Genomic DNA, 16,145 nt, shown 5'->3' on the forward strand with positions numbered 1-16,145 from the left:
GCTTTCGACGGAACCGGTTCCGTCGAAAGCGGCGCCCCCGTGCGACGGGCGGATCAGTCCGGCAGCGGCACGCCCGACTGGACCAGACGGACCCGCCCCCCGACCTCCACCCAGCCGTACGGCTGCGGGGCGGTCAGGATCTGCGAGCCCGCGCCCTGGCGGATGTTGAGGGCCCGACCCAGCTCCGCCGTCAACAGGAGCGCCGCCGCCCCGGTCGCCTCGTCCTCCCGGATGCCGTCGTCACGGCCCGGGAACGCCCGCGCCCTGATCCGGCCGGCCCGCTCGTCCTCCCACGCCCAGGCGTAGATCCACTCACCGGGCGGGGGCACCTCCAGCGCGTCCACCTCGGCCGCCGAGCCGTACGCGCGCAGGGTGCGCTCCGGCACCCACTCGGGCAGCGCCTCGATCCAGGAGAACTCGCCGTCCTGCCGGGCGCCCACCACGCCCGCCGGGGTCACCAACTCCGGCACGTCCAGCAACCAGGCCGCACCGACGCACGGATGGCCCGCGAAGGGCAGCCGCAGGCTAGGGGTGTAGATGTCGATCGTGCCGCGTTCGGGATCGTCCACGAACACGGTTTCGCTGAACCCGAGCTTCGATGCAGTGCTCTGACGGGACGCCTCGTGCGGTAGGGGACTGCCGTCCCGCACGACGCCCAGCTCGTTGCCGCCCCGGTTGCCGTCCGGGCCGCAGAAGACTCGTAGTACGTCGAGTTGGGTCACCGCTGCATTGTGCCTGCGCAGGGGGCCTGCGGGAAATCCCGCCGCCGCGGGACCCGTCGGGACGGACGTTTCCCGGGTGCCGGCGAGCCGCCTCGACGGGGTGAGGGCACGAGGTGCCCGCCGCGGGACGGGTGGGTCCCGCGGCGGGCACGGTGCGACGGAGGCGGGTCAGTCGGAGGAGCGGCGGCGGACGGCGAAGACCGTGGCCGCGCCCGCGGCGAGGATCGCCCCGGCGCCCGCGAGCAGGGACCCGGCCGGCACGTTCGCGCCGGTGCTCGCCAGGGCGCCCGAGCCGCCGGGGCCGCCGCCCGTGGAACCGCCACCGGTGGCACCGCCCACGCTGCCGCCCGTGGAACCGCCCACGGAACCGCCCACGCTGCCGCCCGTGTTGCCGCCACCGGTCGAACCACCGGTGGCCGAGCCTGTGGTGGTGCCCCCGGAGCCGGTGGCACCGGAGCCGTCGGAGCCGCCGCCGATGCCCTCGGGGATGTCCGCGTCCTCGGTGAGGGCGAGGGCGACGGTCACCGGGTCGATCGCCTCGCCGACCTCGTAGAAGGTCCCCACGGTGTCGTTGGCGAACTGCTGGATGCCGGCGGCGGTGAACGCGGCGGGTATCCGGTTCAGGACGAGGACGTCGTCCTTGACCTCGTAGGAGACCGCGGAGAGGTCCAGCGTGGCGAACTCGACGTCCTGGTTGGTGCGCTGGGGCGTGGTGACGTCGACGATCAGGGTGCCCTCGGTGCCGGACGCCTTGATCTTGACGTCCGAGAAGGTCATGTCGATGGTGTGGCTCGGGTACCGGAACCGCACCTCGCCGCCGAAGGACGCTTCCAACTTTCGGGCGTCGGCGTCGAGGTCGGCCTTGGCGTACGGGAAGTCGAAACCGGCGCCGTTGTCGCTGGCGCCCTGCGAGGGCTCGATGGTGCCGCCGGTCTTGATGTACCTGCGGAAGGACTCCTTCACCCCCCAGGAGAGGGTGCCGTCGACGACCTCGCCGGACTGCTCGGTCCCGAAGCTGCCGGGGCCGGACGGGGTGCCGCTCGGCGTACCGGACGGGGTGCCGGAGGGCTTGCCGGACGGGCTGCCGCTCGGGGTGCCGGAAGGCTCACCGGAAGGCGTACCCGACGGCTCTCCGGAGGGCGTGCCCGACGGCTCTCCGGAGGGCGTGCCCGAAGGGGTCCCCGACGGCTCACCGGAGGGCGTGCCCGAAGGGGTGCCGCTGGGCGTGCCCGAAGGGGTGCCGCCGGGGTCGGTCGGCGTACCTGACGGGGTGCCGGTGGGACGGGGGCCCGAGTCGGCGGTGACGGTGAGGGTGGCGGGGTCCAGCGCGGTGCCCGCCGAGTAGAAGTTCTGGAACGCCTCGGCGCCGTCCGCGGTGAGTTCGGCGGGGATGTCCTTGAAGACCATCGCCCCGCCCGCCCCCTGGCCGGGCTTGACGCCGTCGAGTCCGAGGGTGGCGAGCGGCACGTCCTGGTCGGTGGTGGTGGCGCCGTCCTTCCTGGTGGTGACGTCCGCGGAGATCGTGCCCTCGGTGCGGGTGGTGGCGACCCGCACGTCCGAGAGGGTGATGTCGAGCGCACCGTGGTGGCCCTCGAACCGCACGGCGCCCTTGAAGACGGTGTTCACCCCGTGGGTGGACAGGTCGTAGCTGCCGGTACCGGCGGTGAAGGTGAACGGTCCGTTGTCGTCGGCCTGTCGTGCGCCCTCGCTGGCGGTGATCCCGCCCTGGGCTATCGGGGACAGCAGGTACGAGCGGAACGACTTCTTGACGCCCCAGTCGAGGGTGCCGTCCTTCAGCGCGATCGGCGGGGCGGCCGGGGCCGCGGGGGCGGCCACGGCCGGGAGGGCCAGAGCGGTGGCACCGAGGGTGACCGCGGTCGCGGCGGACACCGCGAGCGCGGTCGGGCGGCGGCGGGGAGCTGCCATGGTTCGGGATCTCCTTGGAACTTCGGGGGGAGGGGAAGGGGGCGAGCCCCTGGGGTCAGCCCTCGCCCGCGGCCTTGCGGCGGCGGGCGCGGAGGACCCCGAAGGCGGCGGCTGCCAGCAGCAGGACGCCCGCGCCGGCGGCGACGGGAACGACCGGGAACTCGGAGGAGTCCGCTGGGGAGGCGGTCTTCTCGGTCGCGTCCTGCGAGGGGGCGGCTTCGGCCGTGCTCCGCTCGGGGGCGGGGCTCTCGGGGAGGTCGCTGCCCAGGTCGGGCAGCGCGGGGAGCCGGGCGTCCTCGTCGAGCGCGACGGCGAACGAGACGGGGTCCATGGCCGTGCCGGCCTTGTACATGCCGTTGAACGCCTTGGCGCCGCGCTCGGTGAGTCGGGCCGGTGCTTCGGTGACGGTGACGAGTCCGTCGGCGGTCTTGAGGTCGGAAGTGTCGAAGGTGACCAGGGGAACCTTGGTGTCGCGCAGTTCGGGGGACCGCACGTCGGCGTAGAGGGTGCCCCGGTCGCCCGCGGTGGTGACGGCGACCTTGCTGAGGGTCAGGTCGAGGCCGTGCTTGCCGGTGAAGCGGACCGAGCCGGCGAAGGCGGCGTCAAGCGCCTCCTTCCGGTAGGTGCCGGTGCCCTTGGTGAAGCGGAAGAGCGCGCCGCCGTCCTGGGCGCCGCCGGCGAGGGTCCATTTGCCGCCGGCGATGGAGCCGGTGACGTACTCGCGGAAGGTGCGGCGCACCCCCCAGTCGACGGCGGCGTCCTCGATCCGGCCCGCCTTCGCCGGCTTCTTCCCGGGCTTCTCGGCGGGCTTCTCCTCGGGCTTCTTCCCGGGTGTCCCGGACTCCTCCGGTGCGGCCGTCCGGCCGGGTTCGGCCGGTTGCCGCGCGGAGGGACCTTCGGCCGGCGCCTTCGGGACCGTCACGTCCGCGGAGAGGTTGACCGGATCCAGGGCGGTGCCGGCGGTGTAGTACCCGGCGAACGCCTTGGCGCCCTGGGCGGTGAGCGTCGCGGGGACGTTGGTGAGGGCGATCGGGGAACCGCCGCCGCGCATGTCGATGCCGGACAGGTTGAGGGAGGCCATGGGGACCTGGGTGGAGCGGGTGACCTTGCCGGTCTTCAACTCCTTGCTGACCATGTCGACGTGCAGGGTGCCGGACCCGCCGGTGATGCGGACGGTGGGCCGGGAGATGCTGAGGTCGAGCTGGAGTTCGCCGTTCGGCTTCTGGTGGCCGGTGAAACGGACGCCGCCGGTGAAGCCGGCGCGGAACGCCCCGGTGTCCGGGTCGTAGCTCCCGCTCGCCGAGTGGAACCGGAACTGGCTCCCGCCCACGGTGGCGGCGCCGCCCTGGAGGGTGAAGTTCCCCTTGGCTATGGGGCCGGTGACGTACCGCTGGAACGAGGACTTGACGCCCCAGTCCAGTCGTCCTCCCTGAACCGTGCGCTCCTCGGCGTGCGCGGTCGACGCCGGAAGCGCCACCACCCCCGCGCACGCCGTGAACGTCGCGCACACGGTGGCGACGGCCGTACGGGCAACCCGTCCGGACAGCATGGATCCCCCCTCCTCGGGCTGGTCATTAAGGTAAGGCTAACCTAAACTATGTCGGACCTGGCCGAAACCCTACGGTCACCCGAACCTCTCCCACCAGCACGACAGGACGGTGCGATTCGTGCGCATTCCACGACTGGCAGGCGTCTCCACCCTCGTCCTCGCCCTTGCCCTGACGGGCTGCGGCAGTACTCAGGACGACGGGGGCGACGCCCCGGCGAAGGCCCGCACGACGACCGCGGCGGACCGGGTGGAGCCGCTGGCCACCACCCCCCAACCGCGACTTCCGGCCACCGTGGACTCGGCCGACGGGCGGCGGGTGGAGGTCACCGACATCAGCCGGATCGTGCCGCTGAGCGGCAGCCTCAACGAGATCGTGTTCACCCTCGGCCTCGGGGACCGGGTCGTGGCCAAGGACATCACCGCCACCTTCGAACAGGCCGCGGACCTGCCCGTGGTGACCCGGGCGCACGACGTCTCCGCCGAGTCGGTGCTCTCGCTGCGGCCCACCGTGGTCCTCGCCGACACCACCACCGGACCCGTCGAGGCGATCGACCAGATCCGCGACGCGGGCGTGCCGCTCGTCGTCTACGAGACCGCGGCGGGCCTCGACGACGTGAGCACCCGGATCGAGGCGGTCGCGAAGACGCTCGGCGTGCCCGCCGCGGGCGAGGAGCTGACCGACCGCACCCGGGAGCGCATCGCGAAGGTGCAGGCGGACGTCCCCGAGCCGGCCGCCGAGGCGGACCGTCCCCGGGTGGCGTTCCTGTACGTCCGCGGCTCGGCCTCCGTCTACCTGCTCGGCGGCCGGGACTCCGGGGCGAGTTCGCTGCTGGAGGCGGCGGGCGCGGTCGACGCCGGCAAGGAGTCCGGGCTGGACAAGGACTTCACCCCGATCACCAGCGAGGCGCTCGCCAAGGCCGCCCCGGACGCGGTGCTGGTGATGACCAAGGGACTGAAGTCGGTCGGCGGCGTCGACGGCCTGGTCAAGATCCCGGGCGTGGCCGAGACGCCCGCCGGGATGGACCGCCGGATCGTCTCCATCGACGACGGGGTGATGCTGAACTACGGCCCCCGCACCGACCAGGTCCTCCAGAGCCTGGTGGACCAGCTCTACGCGAAGGGCGGCGCGAAGTGACCGCGGTCGCGGGACCCGAAGGCCCCCCGGACACCCGTCCCGCGGACCCGGCGGCAACAACAACAGTGGCGAAGACGACCGAACGGGCTCCGGCCCGACGGCGGGGCGCCGCCCCCGCGCTGACGGTCGGACTGGTCGTCGCCCTGCTGGTGATGGCCCTGGTGTCGGCCGGCACCGGGGCCTACCACATCCCCCTCGCCGACGTCCTGGGCTCGGTGCAGCACCGGCTGGGGCTCGGCGGGGCGGCGCTGGACCGGGTCGGCGAGAGCGTGCTGTGGAACGTGCGGCTGCCACGGGTGGTGCTGGCGCTGCTGGTCGGCGCCTCGCTGGGCTGCGCGGGCGCCCTGATGCAGGGCGTGTTCGGCAATCCGCTGGCCGAACCGGGCGTGATCGGCATCTCCGCCGGCGCGGCCGTGGGCGCGGTGGCGGCCATCGCGTTCGGGCTCTCGTTCCTCGGCAACTGGACGGTCACCGCGGCGGCGTTCGTCGCCGGACTCGCCACGGTGAGCCTGGTCTACCTGCTGTCCCGTTCCGGCGGGCGGACCGAGGTGGTCACGCTGATCCTCACGGGGATCGCGGTCAACGCCTTCGCCGGCGCGCTGATCGGGCTGTCGGTGTTCTTCGCGGACAACTCGGCGATCACCCAGATCACCTTCTGGCAGCTCGGTTCGCTCTCCCAGGCCACCTGGCCCAAGGTGCTGGCGGTGCTGCCGTGCGCCCTGCTCGGGCTGCTGCTCGCGCCGCTGTCGGCGCGCAAGCTGGACCTGTTGGCGCTCGGCGAACGCCCCGCCCGGCACCTGGGCGTGGACGTGGAGCGGCTGCGGATCACCATGATCCTGGTGGTGGCGCTGCTGACGGCCGCCGCGGTCGCCGTCGCCGGCATCGTCACCTTCGTGGGGCTGCTCGTTCCGCACCTGCTGCGGATGGCGGCGGGCCCCGGCCACCGGTTCCTGGTCCCGGGCAGTGCCCTGGGCGGGGGTCTGGTGCTGGTCAGCGCCGACCTGGCGGCCCGTACCGTGGCCGCGCCCGCCGAACTGCCGCTCGGCGTCCTCACCGCCCTGTTCGGCAGCCCGTTCTTCTTCTGGCTGCTGCGCCGGACCCGTCGCAAGCAAGGAGGCTGGGCGTGATCAGGTCCCTGTTCGCGGGCCGGACCCGCACCCCGCCCGCTCCGGTGCCACCCGGGACGGTGCTGGTGGCGGCAGAGGGCTTGACCGTGCGGCTCGGCGGCCACCCGGTGCTGTCCGGGATCGACGTGGCCGCCCGGGCCGGGGAGGTGCTGGCGCTGGTCGGCCCGAACGGGGCCGGCAAGTCCACCCTGCTCGCCGCGCTCGCCGCCGACCGGGCGCCCGCCGAGGGCACCGTAAGGATCGCGGGACGGTCCGCCGCCGACTGGACGGCCGCCGAACTCGCGCTGCACCGTGCGGTGTTGCCGCAGTCCGCGACGGTGTCCTTCCCGTTCCCGGTGGCGGAGGTGGTGCGGATGGGCCGCGCGCCCTGGGCCGGTACGGCACGGGAGGCCGAGGACGACGCGGCCGTGGCGGCGGCGATGGCGGCCACCGAGGTGACCGCGTTCGCCGGGCGTCCCTTCTCCGGGCTGAGCGGCGGCGAACGGGCCCGGGTCGCGCTGGCCCGGGTCCTCGCCCAGCGCACCCCGCTGCTGTTGCTCGACGAACCGACCGCCGCCCTGGACCTGCGCCATCAGGAACTGGTGCTGCGGGTGTGCCGGGAGCGGGCGGCCCGGGGCGACGCGGTCGTGGTGGTGCTGCACGACCTCGGGTTGGCCGCGGCGTACGCGGACCGGGTCGCGGTGTTGCGCGGGGGGCGGCTGGTCGCGGAGGGCGCCCCCGGGGAGGTGTTCACCGACGCCGCCCTCAGCGAGGTGTACCGGCAGCCGGTCGAGGTGCTGCCCCATCCGCGCACCGGGGCGCTGCTGGTGGTGCCGCGGCGGGACTGAGTCCGGCGCCCGCCCGGCTCACTCGCCCTTCGCCCCGGTGAGCCCCTGGATGCGGCTCAGCACCTCGACGCCCTTGCCGGGCTCCGCGCGGGGCGGGACGCGCACCGCCTGGTTGGAGGTGAACTCCAGGGTGACGGACTGCTTGGCGTCACCGCGCAGCAACGCCCGCACGTCGGCGCCGAGCTTCAGGTCCCGGCCCCGGGCCACGGTCTGCTTCTCGAAGTGCCGGGTGGCGAAGAACACCAGTGCGCCGCCGTCCGCGGTGCGCAGTCCCACGGGCGCGAACCCGGCGCCCTCCACCGGCTGGTCGACGTACTGGCGCGACAACCCGGGCCGGGTGGCGCCGCGTTCGCGTTCGGTGCGCCAGCGGTCGGTGTGCGGCCCGGGCAGGAAGCCCGGGCCGCCCTTCGCCAGGTAGGTGGTGTACCGCTCGGCCAACTCCTCGGGCGGCACGGTGAGGTCGTCCTCGTCGAGGGCGACGGGCGCGGCGAGGTCCTCGCCCCGGTCGCCGTCGCGGGTGCGCAGTTCGGGGACCTCGTCCGGGGACAGGATGGTGAGGAAGGCCACCTGCCAGCGGGCGTCGGGGCCGGTCTTGGTGAACACCAGCAGCCAGCGGGTGTCCCGGGCCGGGTCGTCGTCCACGTCCCGGTCCGAATCGGTGTCCGCGAGGAAGAACTTGGGCCAGCCCGCCGCCTCGGGTATCGCGTACTTCACGTCCGTCAGCTTCAGCGGCACGTGCTGCGGATTGCCCAGGGGCGCGGTGGCCCGCCGGGCCCGCAGGGTCCCCCGGTCGATCGCACCGAGCGCGCCGGTGACCCGATCGGCGTCCAGGGAGGGGTCGTTGGCCTCGTCGGCCTCGTTGTAGGCGGCGAGGAAGTCGGTCAACGCCCGGGCCGCGCCGGCCGGGCTGGTCGCCGGGATCACCTCCCGTTCCCCGTGCACCGTCACGCAGCCGCTCGCCGTCAGCGCCAGGACCACCGCCGCCGTCAGCGGCAGCAGGCGCCGCGACCTCCCGCGCGCCCCGCGGGACGCGGCGGCCCCGGCCGCCCCGGTGACCTCCGCTGCTGACCTTGCTGGCGTTGCTCGCATCGGGCCCCTTCACCTTCCCCTTCCCGGCCCCGAACCCTACCGGGGTCGCGGTGGCGGCGGTGCCGGGACGGCGGGCGGTGGGGCGCGGGGCGGTGCGGGGCGTCCCTAGAATGGGGTCGGTGAGTCGTACTACTGCCGCCGCGGCCAGCGGAAACCTCCGGGAGGCCCTGGACGGCCTGCTCGGTGACCTGCCCCCGACCCAGGCCGCCCGGGCGGTCGACCGTCTGATCGGCACCTACCGCGGGGACACCCCGACCGGGGCGCCCGTGCTGCGGGACCGGGCGGACGTGGCCGCCTACGCCGCGTACCGGATGCCCGCCACCTTCGAGGCCGCGCGCACCGCCCTGGAGGCACTGGCCGCGGCGGCCCCCGGGTGGAGCCCGTCCGGTCACACCGACGTGGGCGGCGGGACCGGCGCCGCCACCTGGGCCACCGCCGCCACCTGGCCGGGCCGGCGTCCGGTGACCGTGCTGGACTGGGCCGAGCCGGCGTTGCGGATCGGCGCCGAGATCGCCGCCGCCCACCCCGACCTGGACGAGGTCCGTTGGCACCGCACCCGGATCGGCACCGCCCTGGACCTCGCGGAGGTGGACCTGGTCACCGTCTCCTACGTGCTCGGGGAGTTGACCGCCGCGGACCGCACCGCGGTGGTGGACGCGGCGGCCCGGGCGGCGCAGGCCGTGGTCGTGGTGGAGCCGGGCACCCCCGACGGCTACGCCCGGGTGATCGAGGCCCGGCGGCGCCTGTTGGCGGCGGGACTGCGGGTGCTGGCGCCCTGCCCGCACGACGACGCCTGCCCGATCGTGCCCGACACGGACTGGTGCCACTTCTCGGCGCGGGTCAGCCGTTCCTCGCTGCACCGCCGGGTGAAGGGCGGCTCGCTGCCCTACGAGGACGAGAAGTTCAGCTACGTGGCCGCGGTGCGGTTCCCGGGCACCCCCGCGCCGGCCCGGGTGGTGCGGCGCCCGCAGATCCGCAAGGGCCAGGTGCTGTTGGACCTCTGCGAGGCCGAGGGCGCGCTGCGCCGGGAGACGGTGACCAAGCGGCACGGCCCCCTGTACCGCGCCGCGCGCGACGCGGACTGGGGCGACGCCTGGCCACCGCCCGCGGGGACGGACTGAACCGGCCGACCGGTCAGGGCCGCAGTTCCAGGGTGCAGCACTTCACGCTGCCGCCGCCCTTGAGCAGTTCGGACAGGTCCATCCCGATCGGGTCGTAGCCCCGCCGGCGCAGCGGCGCGAAGAGCCCGAGCGCCGCCTGCGGGAGCAGCACGTGCCGCCCGTCGGAGACCGCGTTGAGGCCGAGGGCCGCCGCGTCCCGTTCCCCCACGGTCAGTGCGTGCGGGAACAGGCGTTCCAGGACGGCCCGGCTGCCCGGGGAGAAGGCGGCCGGGTGGTACATGACGTCGTCGGTGCGGTCGTCGAGGACGGCGAGCGCCGTGTCCAGGCGGTAGAAGCGGGGGTCGACGAGGTCCAGCCCGATGACCGGCCGGCCGAAGAACTCCTGCGCCTCGCCGTGGGAGAGCGGACTGGCCCGGAACCCGCGGCCGGCCAGCACGTACGAGGCGGTGACCGCGAAGTCGCCCTCGCCCTCGTTGACGTGGAGCGGTTCGCGGACCTCGGGCCAGCCGTGCGCGCGGAACCAGTCGAGGTGCGCCGCGGCCTCCGCCGTGCGTTCGGGGTGGGCGAAGCGGGCGCCGAGCACCCGCCCGTCGATGACGGTGGCCCCGTTCGCGGCGAAGACCATGTCGGGCAGGTCACGGCGGGGCGTCAGTTCCTCGACGGTGTGACCGAGGGCGCGGTACCGGTCCCGCAGGTCCTCCCACTGGGCGACGGCGACCGGAACGTCCACGGGCTTGGTGGGGTCCATCCACGGGTTGATCGCGTACGTGACCGCGAAGTGTGCCGGTGGGCACATGAGATAACGCCGGGGTGTGGCGTGGCGACGAGGCATGGGTGCTCCTCACGACCGCAGGGCGCCGCCCCGGTCGGGGACGGCACCGCCATGGTGCGGCAGTGCCGGCCCGCGGGGGGAGACCCCGGTCACCCCGGTGTGACGCGCGGGGCCGGCCGTGCGCCGTGCGCGAGCCCCGCGCGCGGGGTTCAGCGGGGGTCGTCCGGAGCGCTCGTCGGTGCGGGGTCGGGGTGCTCCTCCCCCGCCCGGGGTGCCCGGTCCTTCGCCGCGCGCTCCTCGCGGAGCCTGCGCAGCAGGTCCCGCTTGGCGGCTCCGGGGTCGGTGTTCGCCCCGGGGGCGCCGCCGGGGCCGCGGCCGCGCAGCGCCCCGCGGGACAGCTTGCTCCGGGTGCCGCCGACGCCGAGCAGGTCTCCGCCTCGGGCCATGTGTCCCACCTCCGTGGTGTCCTCGTCGCGCCGGGCGGTCGGGCCACCCGATCACGACCAGCGAGACGATCCGTCTCGTTGATGTCCCCGAACATTAGACGAGACGATACGTATCGTCAATCGATTTACCCGAAGGGGTCGCCGGAGCAAGACGCTGCGTCTCGTCGGAGGTACATTCGACGCATGTCCACAGACTCAGCCGCCCAGCCCACCGCCGTCCGCCCCCCCGACCGGGGCCCCAACGCGGCCCGTCGCAGCGAACGCTCCCGCCGCGCCATCTACGAGGCCGCGCTCGCCCTGGTCAGCGAGGTCGGCTACCAGCGCACCACCATCGAGGGCATCGCGGCCCGCGCCGGAGTCGGCAAGCAGACCATCTACCGGTGGTGGCCCGCCAAGGCCGACGTCCTCCTCGAAGCCTTCCTCGACCTGGGCGAACAGGCGTCCGCGGCCGCCGGCGGCGCATCCTGGTCCTTCCCCGACACCGGGGACCTCGCGGCCGACCTCACGTTCGTGATGCGCGCCACTGTGGATGAACTCCTCGACCCCAAGTTCGAAGCACCCTGGCGAGCGCTCGCCGCCGAGAGCGTCGCCAACGACCGGCTCCGCGAGGAGTTCGCCACCAAGCTGCTGGAACCCCAGTTCCGGCTCTACGTCGACCGCATCGGATCCGCGCAGGACAGCGGCCAGGTACGGGCCGACGTCGATCCGCGGATCGCCGCCGAACTGCTGGTCGCGCCCCTCGCGCAACGCTGGCTCCAGCACACCGCACCCCTCAGCCACGCCTACGCCGACGCCCTGGTCGACCACGCGCTGCGGGGGCTCGCCCCCCGCTGACCCCACCCCGGGTACGGGCTCCGGCCCCCCAGGGCCCAGGATGGTGGGACCATGGAAGGCCACGGAGGCCGTGGGGACCCACGAGTAACCCACGGCGATCCGTGTCGACCGGCGGCCACGCCGTGTCGGGACTCGGGACCGCGGACTGAGTGAGGGGATAGATGGGCGTGGAAAACGGCAGCCGCCCGGGCGGACGGAGCAGGATCTCCCAGTGGCTGCGAGGCCGCCGGCCCCGTGACGTCGGGGACCCGGCGGACGACGGCGGCCGGGTGGAGTTGCTGCTGGCCGTCGCCGGGGCCGGACTCCCCCTCGCCCCGGCCGCCCACCCCTCCGGCTACGGCTGTTCCTGCGACCGGGTGGGCTGCCCCACCCCCGGCCAGCACCCCGTCTCGTTCGCCTGGCAGACGCAGTCCACCACGGACCGCGCCCAGATCGAGCGCTGGGCCACCCACCAGCCGGAGGCCAACTTCATCACCGCGACCGGGATGGTCCACGACGTGCTGGACGTGCCGATCGCGGCGGGGCGGGAGGCGCTGGAACGATTGCTCGCCGCCGGGACCGAGGTCGGCCCGGTCGTCGAGTCCGACGACGACCGCATGTTCTTCTTCACCGCCACCCGCGGCACCCCCGAGGACGAGGACGAGTGGTGGCCCTGCGAACTGGACTGCCACCCCGAGACGATGGACGAGCACCCCGGCCTGCGCTGGCACTGCCGCGGCTCGTACGTCCTGCTCCCCCCCTCCCGGCTCCCCGGTGACCGCTCGGTGCGCTGGGTGCGCGGCCCCGAGCACCCGCTGCCGGACCCGCTGAGCCTGCTGGAGACCCTCACGGAGTCCTGCGCCAGGTACGCCGGCGACGCGGTCGGCTTCGGCTGGCCGCTGCGCAGCTGACCCGCCCCTCCCCCGTGCCCCACCCGGCCGCCCCCGTCCCGGACGCCCGCCCTGCCAGGGCACCGGAACGGGGGCGGCCGTCGTCGGGCCCGCCCCGGCGCGCGCACCGGCCTGCGGGGTCACTTCCGCCAGGAGCGCCGAGCCCGAGCCCTGGCCAGCGGGGGCAGATGCAGAGCCGAGCGCCATCCCGATCACCAGGCCACGTGAGCCGCTGATCAGGACGGCGAACGGAACGCCCGCTACCGGCCGACGACAGCCGGTGGACGACTCACAGGGACGACGCCCGCTCGTGCCGTTCGTGGTCGTTGTCCGCGAGGACCCGGGAGAGTGCGGCGTGCAGAAGCTCGGCCTCACTGCCCGACAGCCAGAGTCCCGAGTCGGCCGTGTGCTTGCCGTCATGAAGCAGCATGAGCGGGAGGAGGTAGCGGACGCAGCCGTCCTCGCATTCCATCCTTCGAACCCGCTTGGCGGGGATCACATCAACCCTCCATCCGGAGCCTGGCCTGTACCTGGGGTCAAGAGAGTTCATGGTGGGCCCTTTCCCGTGTCCGTGATGGGTCGCGTACGGATCATCGGCCGCCCCCAAGGACGTACTTGCCCGTATCGGCAGGACGGTTGAGAAGTCTGACGCTAGGGTCCGAGACGTCTCAAACGCTCGCCGGAGGGGGTTGACTTGAACGCCGCGCTTCGCACCGCGATGGACAAGACCGGAGTGACCCCCCGACAGCTCGCATACCGCGTGGGGGTATCTTCCAAGCAGGTGGACCGATGGCTCGCGGACGGGGCCGTGAGACCGCACGCACGGAACCGCGAGGACGCTGCCCGAGCACTGGGAGTGGACGAAGAAATGTTGTGGCCCGATGCCGTCAAGGACCGGATGAAGACCGGCACCGATCGTGAGCTGGTCCGTAGCTACCCGTACCGGTCCGCCTGCCCATCCACCGTGTGGGCCGATCTGATCGCCGGGGCGACTGACGAACTCTTCTTCGCCGGGTACACGAACTACTTCCTGTGGACCCAAGTGCCCGCGTTCGCTGACGCCCTGCGCCGGAAGGTCGCGGCCGGGGTCAGGGTCCGGTTCCTCGTGGGAGACCCGGATGGGGAGGTGACACGTCAGCGCGAGATCGTCGAGGACGCGACCCTCACCGTCTCCACCCGGGTACGCATCACCCTCGGAGAGCTGGCCAGGATGGGGCCGACAGAGGGGCTGGAGGCCCGCTTCAGCGCCCCTGAGGACGCAGTGAACCACGTCGGCCTGTCCGTGTTCCGGATGGACTCGGACGCCCTCGTGACCCCTCACCTCGCCCGGCTCGTGGGCCACGACTCACCCCTGCTGCACCTGCGGCGCCACGGCCCGAACGGGATGTTCGACCGGTTCGCGGAGCACGCCGAGGAGCTGTGGAGTCGGTCCACGCCCCTAGGCTGACCGTCCCCTCGGCCCGATGATCCACGAGTGGTAGGGGAACCCACCGCGATGCCGGCACGTCCACGCGGGCTCGCCCACGCCAGCGCGTGAGTCGGCGGACGACCCGGGGCGCGGCAAGGCGATGACGCTCGACGTGTGCCGGGTGGGACGGGGCGCGGGGTCACTTCCGCCAGAACAGGTGGTGCGTCACCCCGCTCGGGCTGGGCACCACGTCCCGGTGGAACCGGTCCAGCAGGTCGTCCGAGGACTCCCACAGGCGCAGCCCCGTCCCCAGCGCCACCGGGGAGACCGCCACGTGCAGGGTGTCCACCAGGTCCGCGTCCAGGAACTCCCGGATCGTGGTCACCCCGCCGCCGAGCCGGACGTCCTTGCCCCCGGCGGCCTCCCGGGCCGACTCCAGCACCGACGCCGGGTCCCCGTCGACGAAGTGGAAGGTGGTGTCGGAGAGCGTGAACGACGGCCGCGGGTGGTGGGTGAGCACGAACACGGGCGTGTGGAACGGGGGCTCCTCGCCCCACCAGCCGCGCCAGGTGTGGTCCGTCCAGGGGCCGCGCTGCGGCCCGAACTTGTTGCGGCCCATGATCTCGGCGCCGATGTTGTTCGCGAAGTCCCGGGTCAGGTAGTCGTCCAGCCCCCGGCTGCCCCCGGGGTCCGTGCGCCGGGGCCAACTGGCCGTGGCACCGGCCCAGGCGAACAGCCGCTCGGGGTCGACGTGCCCGAACGGCCGCTCCAGAGTCTGGTCCTCGCCGGCGCCGATCCCGTCGCTCGACACGTTGAAGTTCTGCACCCTCAGTAGCTGGGTCATCCGTCTCCTCCTGGCTTCCGGCAACGGTGGTGGGACTCCCCGCGCCGCGAGAACTCATCGCCGCCGCCGGGACCGATCCTCGGGCCGGCCGCGGGGGCCGGCCACCCGGGCCGGCCGTACGGCTCATCCGACGGGGGCCGGCGGGTGACCACCCCGGCCGGAGCCCCGGCCGAGCAGGGTGCGGAAGAACCGCCGGACGTCGTCGACGAGCGGGTCCGGCACCTCCAGTGCGGGGAAGTGGGCGACCGCGGTCGGCGCCGCGGAGGGTTCGGGCGGCGCGCCCCAGTAGCCGTCAGCGGTCGGGACGGGCGTTGAGCCGGGCGGCCCGGCGGGTGAGGTGGTCGCGTTCGGCGAGGTTGGGGGCCCGGTGTGCGGCCTCGGCGTACAGCCGGGCCGCGGTTGCGCGGTCGCCGGCGCGTTCGTGGAGGTACGCCGCCGCCGCGGTGCGTCGGGGCAGGGCGGCGTCGAGTTCCGCGAGCGCGGCGAGGCCGGCGCGCGGCCCGTCGGCCTCGCCCACGGCCACGGCGCGGTTGAGGCGGACGACCGGGTTGTCGGTGAGGCGGGCGAGTTCGTCGTACCACTCGACGATCTGGGTCCAGTCGGTCTCCTCGGTGGAAGGCGCGTCGGCGTGGAGTGCCGCGATGGCGGCCTGCGCTTGGTACTCGCCCAACCGGTCGCGGGCCAGGGCGGTTTGGAGGACGGCCACGCCCTCGGCGATCAGCGCGGTGTCCCACCGGCCGCGGTCCTGTTCGGCGAGCGGCACCAGGCTGCCGTCCGGCGCGGTCCGGGCGGCGCGCCGGGCGTGGTGGAGCAGCATCAGGGCGAGGAGCCCGGCCGCTTCGGGGTGGTCGACGCGGGCGGCGAGTTGTCGGGTGAGTCGGATGGCTTCGGCGGCGAGGTCGACGTCGCCGGAGTAGCCCTCGTTGAAGACCAGGTAGAGGACGCGCAGCACGGTGGCGACGTCGCCGGGACGGTCGAAGCGCACGTGGGAGACGGTGCGCTTGGCGCGGCTGATGCGCTGGGCCATGGTCGCCTCGGGCACCAGGTAGGCCGCGGCGATCTGACGGGTGGTCAGTCCGCCGACGGCGCGGAGGGTGAGCGCGACGGCCGATGCGGGGGTCAGCGAGGGGTGGGCGCAGAGGAAGTAGAGCTGGAGGGTGTCGTCGGCGGCGGGTGCCGGGCCGGGTGCCGGTTCCCGTTCGGTGCGGTCCTCGCGCCGGCGGCGGGCGGTGTCCGCGCGGTTCGCGTCGAGGAACTTGCGCCAGGCCACGGTGATCAGCCAGCCCTTGGCGTCCCGCACCGGGGGGCCGGCGGGCGAAGGGTTCGGGACGGGGGCGGCCAGCGCCCCGGTCCGCACCGCCTCGACCAGGGCGTCCTGCACGGCGTCCTCGGCCGCAGCGAAGTCGGCTCCGCGGCGGACGAGGACGGTGAGCACGCTCGGGGTGAGGCTCCTGAGGTGGGCCTCGTCCATGGGGA

Annotated in this window: 16 protein-coding genes; 7 read left to right on the forward strand and 9 right to left on the reverse strand. The window is 74.1% G+C overall.

Annotated elements, in window-relative coordinates; all coding sequences use genetic code 11:
• Window positions 1-53: 53 nt before the first annotated feature.
• The 3 genes from ABT092_RS26055 to ABT092_RS26065 all read right to left on the reverse strand — a co-directional run bounded on the left by ABT092_RS26055 (window position 54) and on the right by ABT092_RS26065 (window position 4,197).
• The gene (locus ABT092_RS26055) at window positions 54-722 is read right to left on the reverse strand and encodes a PhzF family phenazine biosynthesis protein (protein WP_351247967.1); all 669 of its coding nucleotides are present in this window, start codon (window positions 720-722) and stop codon (window positions 54-56) included.
• Window positions 723-890: 168 nt separating this feature from the next.
• A complete protein-coding gene (locus tag ABT092_RS26060; RefSeq protein WP_351247969.1) occupies window positions 891-2,648 on the reverse strand; it encodes an HtaA domain-containing protein in 1,758 nt (585 codons plus the stop codon).
• 55 nt (window positions 2,649-2,703) lie between these two features.
• Window positions 2,704-4,197, reverse strand: coding sequence for an HtaA domain-containing protein (locus ABT092_RS26065; protein ID WP_351247971.1), 1,494 nt, complete (start codon window positions 4,195-4,197; stop codon window positions 2,704-2,706).
• Between the two features lie 118 nt (window positions 4,198-4,315).
• Between ABT092_RS26065 and ABT092_RS26070 the strand changes: the two genes are divergently transcribed.
• The 3 genes from ABT092_RS26070 (at window position 4,316) to ABT092_RS26080 (ending at window position 7,286) form a co-directional block, all read left to right on the forward strand.
• Window positions 4,316-5,332, forward strand: a complete 1,017-nt coding sequence (locus tag ABT092_RS26070) for a heme/hemin ABC transporter substrate-binding protein (RefSeq protein ID WP_351247973.1) — start codon at window positions 4,316-4,318, stop codon at window positions 5,330-5,332.
• A gap of 65 nt (window positions 5,333-5,397) precedes the next feature.
• A complete protein-coding gene (locus tag ABT092_RS26075; protein ID WP_351248031.1) occupies window positions 5,398-6,459 on the forward strand; it encodes a FecCD family ABC transporter permease in 1,062 nt (353 codons plus the stop codon).
• Window positions 6,450-7,286, forward strand: a complete 837-nt coding sequence (locus ABT092_RS26080; protein ID WP_351248033.1) for a heme ABC transporter ATP-binding protein — start codon at window positions 6,450-6,452, stop codon at window positions 7,284-7,286. Before ABT092_RS26075 ends, ABT092_RS26080 begins: the two co-directional genes overlap by 10 nt.
• Before the next feature lie 18 nt (window positions 7,287-7,304).
• Here ABT092_RS26080 and ABT092_RS26085 read toward each other — a convergent pair whose 3' ends face one another.
• On the reverse strand, window positions 7,305-8,375 hold the full coding sequence (locus ABT092_RS26085) for an SCO2278 family lipoprotein (RefSeq protein ID WP_351247975.1): 1,071 nt from the start codon (window positions 8,373-8,375) through the stop codon (window positions 7,305-7,307).
• Window positions 8,376-8,494: 119 nt separating this feature from the next.
• Here ABT092_RS26085 and ABT092_RS26090 point away from each other — a divergent pair, with 119 nt between their 5' ends.
• The gene (locus tag ABT092_RS26090; RefSeq protein WP_351247977.1) at window positions 8,495-9,496 is read left to right on the forward strand and encodes a small ribosomal subunit Rsm22 family protein; all 1,002 of its coding nucleotides are present in this window, start codon (window positions 8,495-8,497) and stop codon (window positions 9,494-9,496) included.
• Between the two features lie 13 nt (window positions 9,497-9,509).
• Here ABT092_RS26090 and ddaH read toward each other — a convergent pair whose 3' ends face one another.
• Together ddaH and ABT092_RS26100 are read right to left on the reverse strand one after the other, a co-directional pair.
• Window positions 9,510-10,328 carry a dimethylargininase gene (gene ddaH, locus ABT092_RS26095; RefSeq protein ID WP_351247979.1) on the reverse strand — a complete coding sequence of 273 codons (819 nt, stop codon included), beginning with the start codon at window positions 10,326-10,328 and terminating at the stop codon, window positions 9,510-9,512.
• 149 nt (window positions 10,329-10,477) lie between these two features.
• Window positions 10,478-10,714 (reverse strand): DUF6243 family protein, encoded by a 237-nt coding sequence (locus tag ABT092_RS26100; RefSeq protein WP_351247981.1) that lies wholly within the window; start codon window positions 10,712-10,714, stop codon window positions 10,478-10,480.
• Between the two features lie 183 nt (window positions 10,715-10,897).
• Here ABT092_RS26100 and ABT092_RS26105 point away from each other — a divergent pair, with 183 nt between their 5' ends.
• Window positions 10,898-11,548, forward strand: coding sequence for a TetR/AcrR family transcriptional regulator (locus ABT092_RS26105; protein ID WP_351247983.1), 651 nt, complete (start codon window positions 10,898-10,900; stop codon window positions 11,546-11,548).
• Window positions 11,549-11,709: 161 nt separating this feature from the next.
• Window positions 11,710-12,438, forward strand: coding sequence for a bifunctional DNA primase/polymerase (locus ABT092_RS26110; protein ID WP_351247985.1), 729 nt, complete (start codon window positions 11,710-11,712; stop codon window positions 12,436-12,438).
• A 268-nt stretch (window positions 12,439-12,706) separates the two neighbouring features.
• Here ABT092_RS26110 and ABT092_RS26115 read toward each other — a convergent pair whose 3' ends face one another.
• The gene (locus ABT092_RS26115) at window positions 12,707-12,847 is read right to left on the reverse strand and encodes a hypothetical protein (protein ID WP_351247987.1); all 141 of its coding nucleotides are present in this window, start codon (window positions 12,845-12,847) and stop codon (window positions 12,707-12,709) included.
• Between the two features lie 264 nt (window positions 12,848-13,111).
• On the opposite strand from ABT092_RS26115, the gene ABT092_RS26120 reads away from it, so the two are divergent.
• Window positions 13,112-13,864 (forward strand): helix-turn-helix domain-containing protein, encoded by a 753-nt coding sequence (locus ABT092_RS26120; RefSeq protein WP_351247989.1) that lies wholly within the window; start codon window positions 13,112-13,114, stop codon window positions 13,862-13,864.
• A 160-nt stretch (window positions 13,865-14,024) separates the two neighbouring features.
• On the opposite strand, the gene ABT092_RS26125 is transcribed toward ABT092_RS26120, so the two are convergent.
• Window positions 14,025-14,669 carry a dihydrofolate reductase family protein gene (locus ABT092_RS26125; RefSeq protein ID WP_351247991.1) on the reverse strand — a complete coding sequence of 215 codons (645 nt, stop codon included), beginning with the start codon at window positions 14,667-14,669 and terminating at the stop codon, window positions 14,025-14,027.
• Window positions 14,670-14,961: 292 nt separating this feature from the next.
• Window positions 14,962-16,140 (reverse strand): RNA polymerase sigma factor, encoded by a 1,179-nt coding sequence (locus ABT092_RS26130; RefSeq protein WP_351248035.1) that lies wholly within the window; start codon window positions 16,138-16,140, stop codon window positions 14,962-14,964.
• Window positions 16,141-16,145 lie beyond the last annotated feature (5 nt).

This window comes from Streptomyces sp. NPDC002490 (genome assembly GCF_040296045.1).
Lineage (GTDB): Bacteria > Actinomycetota > Actinomycetes > Streptomycetales > Streptomycetaceae > Streptomyces.